The following is a 4,097-nucleotide window of genomic DNA, read 5'->3' on the forward strand; positions in this document are numbered from 1 at the left end:
GGTCGAGGACCTGGCCAAGGAGGGCGTCGGTGTCGTGTGGTCGACGGCCTATCTCGACGAGGCCGAGGCCTGCGATCGTGTGTTTCTTTTCAATCATGGCAAGCTGCTGTTCACCGGGGCGCCTTCCGAACTGACCAGCCGCGTTGACGGTAGGGTCTTCAAGCTCACGGGGATGAAGGGCCGTCGGCGGCCGATCCTCGCCAAGTCGCTCGACCAGCACGGGGTGATCGACGGGGTCATCCAAGGCGACGCGATCCGCATCGTCCTTGCGCCGGACGCCAACGCCGAGACGCTAGCGGCCGCGGTCGCCGGCTCGGAAATAAAGGTGGCTCCCACGCCGCCCAGGTTCGAGGACGCCTTCATCGACATGCTCGGCGGCGGGCCGGGGGGTCGATCGAAGCTCGCCGAGGCCGCCATGCAGCGCCCGACGGACGAAGCGAAACCTGTCATCGAGGCGCGCGGCCTCATTAAGCGCTTTGGCGACTTCACCGCCGCCGAAAACATCACCTTCGAGATTCCGCGAGGGGAGATTTTCGGGCTGCTCGGACCGAACGGCGCCGGCAAGTCCACGACTTTCAAGATGCTGTGCGGGCTCCTCAAGCCCACCGGCGGGGAAGGACGCGTGGCGGGCTTCGACCTTCGCCGCGATGGCGCCGAGGCCCGCAATCGCCTCGGTTACATGGCGCAGACATTCTCGCTCTACGGCGATCTCAACGTCACGCAGAATCTCGAATTCTTCGCGGGCGTCTATGGTTTGAGCGGCGCGCGCAAACACGATCGCATCAGCCTCATGAGAGAAATATTCGATTTCGGCGAGCATTCCGCGATGTCCTCCAAGGATCTGCCCTTGGGTTTGAAACAGCGCCTGGCGCTCGCATGCGCCGTGATGCACGAGCCCGAGGTTCTGTTTCTCGACGAACCGACATCAGGCGTCGATCCCATCACGCGAAGGGAGTTTTGGACACATATCAACGCCCTAGTGGAGAAGGGCGTCGCCGTGTTGGTCACGACGCACTTCATGGACGAAGCCGAATATTGCGACCGCATCTCGCTGATCTATCGCGGCCATTCGATCGCGCTCGGTTCGCCCGACGAGTTGAAAGCCAGCGTCGCCAACGCGAAAAACCCCGATCCGACGATGGAGGACGCCTTCATCGCGCTAGTGCAAGCATCCGAAGCGAAGGCTGCGGCATGAGCGAACCCAAAGTCGCCCTTCAAGCCGCGGAAGCGCCCAATCTTGGTCGGGCGCGCCGTTTCGTCGCTCTGGTACGCAAGGAATCCTATCAGATCGTCAGGGACCCCAGCAGCATCCTGATCGCCTTCGTGCTTCCGGTAATCCTGCTCTTCATCTTCGGTTATGGCGTCTCGCTGGACGCGACCCGCACCCGAGTGGGGCTCGTGGTCGAAAGCTCGACGGCTCTCACCCAGTCGCTCGCCGCGAGCTTCCAGGCGTCCCCCTATTTCGAGGCGATCAATGGTCACGACAGGCGGGAGTTCGAACAGGATCTCGTCACTGGCGGGGTCAACGGCATCATCGTGATTCCCTCGACCTTCGCCGGTGACTATGCCGCGAGCGCCGCGCCGAAGATCCAGGTGATCGTCGACGGTTCCGATCCCAATACCGCGAGTTTCGTACAAAGTTACGCGCAAGGCGTCGTAGCGACCTGGACGGCCTCGCAGGGAGCCGAATCGACCGGCGGCAACCCGATCATTACCGTAAATCAGCGATACTGGTTCAACGCCGAGCTGATCAGCCGCGATTTCCTCGTGCCGGGCGCGATCGCGATCGTAATGACTCTCGTCGGCACGCTTTTGACGTCTCTGGTGATCGCGCGCGAATGGGAGCGCGGAACGATGGAGGCGATGATGGCGACGCCCGTGACGGCGGCCGAATTGCTGGCGGGAAAAATCCTGCCCTATTTCGTCCTGGGGCTTGCGTCGATGACGCTGTGCGTGCTGCTCGCCGTCTTCCTCTTCGGCGTGCCATTCCGGGGCTCGCTCCTCGCGCTCTATACGCTGTCGGCGACGTTCCTGATACCCGCGCTGGGACAGGGCCTGCTCATTTCGGCCGTCACGAAGAACCAGTTTCTCGCCTCGCAGATCGCGATAACCACGGCCTTCATGCCAGCCTTTCTTCTCTCGGGGTTCCTGTTCGAGATCAACTCCATGCCGCGCGTGATCCAGTGGATCACCATGATCGTGCCCGCGCGTTATCTGATTCCGAGCCTGCAGACGGTGTTCCTCGCGGGCGATATCTGGTCGATGTTTCTGCCCGCGATCGCCATCATGCTGCTCATCGGCGCCGCCCTATTCGCGATGGCGGCGCGCAACACCCGCAAAAGGATCGGCTGAGATGTGGTGGATGCGCATCAAAGCGCTGATCATCAAGGAGTTTCTGGCCCTCCTGCGCGACCCGAGGGGCCGCGCTGTCCTGATCGGACCACCCATCATCCAGTTGTTCGTCTTCGCCTACGCGGCGACGCTGGAGGTGACAAACGTGGACATCATGGTGCTGAACCGGGATGCCGGGTCCTGGGGGCAGGAGCTGTTGCATCGGATCGAGGGCGCGCCGACATTCCGGACCGTCACCCACGCACAAGGCCCCGAGGCCGTCCGCGACGCGATCGACACGCAAAGAGTGATCGCCGCCGTCCAGATCGGCCCCTCCTTCTCCCGAGATATCGAAGCCGGCCTGCCGACCGACATCGAAGTCATACTGGATGGCCGTAAATCCAACGCACCTCAGATCGTTGGCGGCTACCTCTATGCGATCGTCACGGGTTTGGCCGCGGATACGCCCGCCGGCCGACGCTCGGCCTCGGCTGGGATCGATATCGTTCCCCTCAATTGGTTCAATCCGAACCTAATTTACCAGTGGTTCATGGTCCCGAATCTTATCGCCAGCATAGCGCTGGTCATCGGACTTATCGTCACCGCCCTGTCGATCGCCCGCGAGCGCGAGCTTGGCACGTTGGACCAGTTGATGGTGTCCCCGCTCCGCACCAGCGAGATAATACTCGGCAAATTGACCCCGCCGATGATTATCGGATTGTTCAACATCACGCTCTACATTCTGGCCGCCGTCTTCTTCTTCGAGGTGCCTCTGAGAGGCTCGCTGCTTTTTCTCTACGGCGGCGCATTTCTCTATCTCGCCGCCGTCGTGGGAGTCGGCTTGTTCATATCCGCGATCGCGATGACCCAGCAGCAGGCGATCCTCGGAGCGTTTCTTTTCATGGTGCCGGCGATGCTGCTTTCCGGCTTCGCCACGCCAATCGACAACATGCCGACATGGCTGCAACCCATAACGCTGATCAACCCACTGCGCTATTTTCTGGTCATCGTGAATGGTGTGTTCTTGAGAGACCTGCCGATAGGAGAAGTCGTCAAGAACGCCGTTCCGCTCGCACTCATCGCGGTGGGCACGCTCAGCGCCGCTGCCTGGCTGTTCCGGCGGCGACTCGAGTAGCGGCGAGTAAAGTGTCGCTCCCATGGCGGTCGAATTAAATTCGGCTGTCGACGACGAAAACGAAGAATTTTCATATCCTCGTGTTCGCATGATCGATCGCTAGCCAGCGGCCGCCGGTCCCGCTCATTGCTCGCCGCACGTCGGCTCGAAGTTCGCGATTGGGGGATTCTGGAGCATTGCTGCAATAGTTGCAAAAGTACGGAAACTGGCGCGTGTTCCAGTTCATGGCTCCAACGCTTCACGACTGGGCGACTGGGTCAACTTCTACGTCACGACGGGTGCAGCGACCGCCTCTCTGATCGGGCTGCTGTTTGCCGTGGTCACGCTCGGTGTCGGATTCTCCAGTTCGGACGCAATAATCGGCACGCGCTCTTTTTTGACTCCTACGCTGATTCATTTTGGCGGCGTGCTGTTACTCTCCTTGGCCGCCCTTGCGCCATTTGCGTCGCCGTGGCCGACCGCGCTTATATTTTGCCTATAGCGGGAATCCTCGGACATCCGAAAAATCGTTTGACCGAATCAGCGGGATCGATTCCAGTCATTGGATGAAGACGGACCGCAATTTCCTCAGCCCGCCGGATCGGGCCGACCTGGTGAAGATCGCCAGGGATGGGCTGGAGGAGCATCGCAT

Annotated in this window: 3 protein-coding genes; all 3 read left to right on the forward strand. The window is 61.1% G+C overall.

Annotated features, from left to right (window positions below):
- On the forward strand, window positions 1-1,195 hold a 1,195-nt coding region (locus tag ACLP25_RS06300), incomplete at its 5' end, for an ATP-binding cassette domain-containing protein (RefSeq protein WP_442468369.1).
- On the forward strand, window positions 1,192-2,352 hold the full coding sequence (locus ACLP25_RS06305; protein ID WP_442468370.1) for an ABC transporter permease: 1,161 nt from the start codon (window positions 1,192-1,194) through the stop codon (window positions 2,350-2,352). The genes ACLP25_RS06300 and ACLP25_RS06305, both read left to right, overlap by 4 nt.
- A 1-nt stretch (window position 2,353) precedes the next feature.
- The gene (locus ACLP25_RS06310; protein ID WP_442468371.1) at window positions 2,354-3,466 is read left to right on the forward strand and encodes an ABC transporter permease; all 1,113 of its coding nucleotides are present in this window, start codon (window positions 2,354-2,356) and stop codon (window positions 3,464-3,466) included.
- Window positions 3,467-4,097: the final 631 nt, after the last annotated feature.

Origin of the sequence: Roseiarcus sp., assembly GCF_052145395.1 — a bacterium.
GTDB lineage: Bacteria > Pseudomonadota > Alphaproteobacteria > Rhizobiales > Beijerinckiaceae > Roseiarcus.

Bases quoted from the DNA above. Each gene is read 5' to 3' on its own strand.
- ACLP25_RS06305 (WP_442468370.1), top strand. From the start codon at position 1,192: ATGAGCGAACCCAAAGTCGCCCTTCAAGCCGCGGAAGCGCCCAATCTT.
- ACLP25_RS06310 (WP_442468371.1), top strand. From the start codon at position 2,354: ATGTGGTGGATGCGCATCAAAGCGCTGATCATCAAGGAGTTTCTGGCC.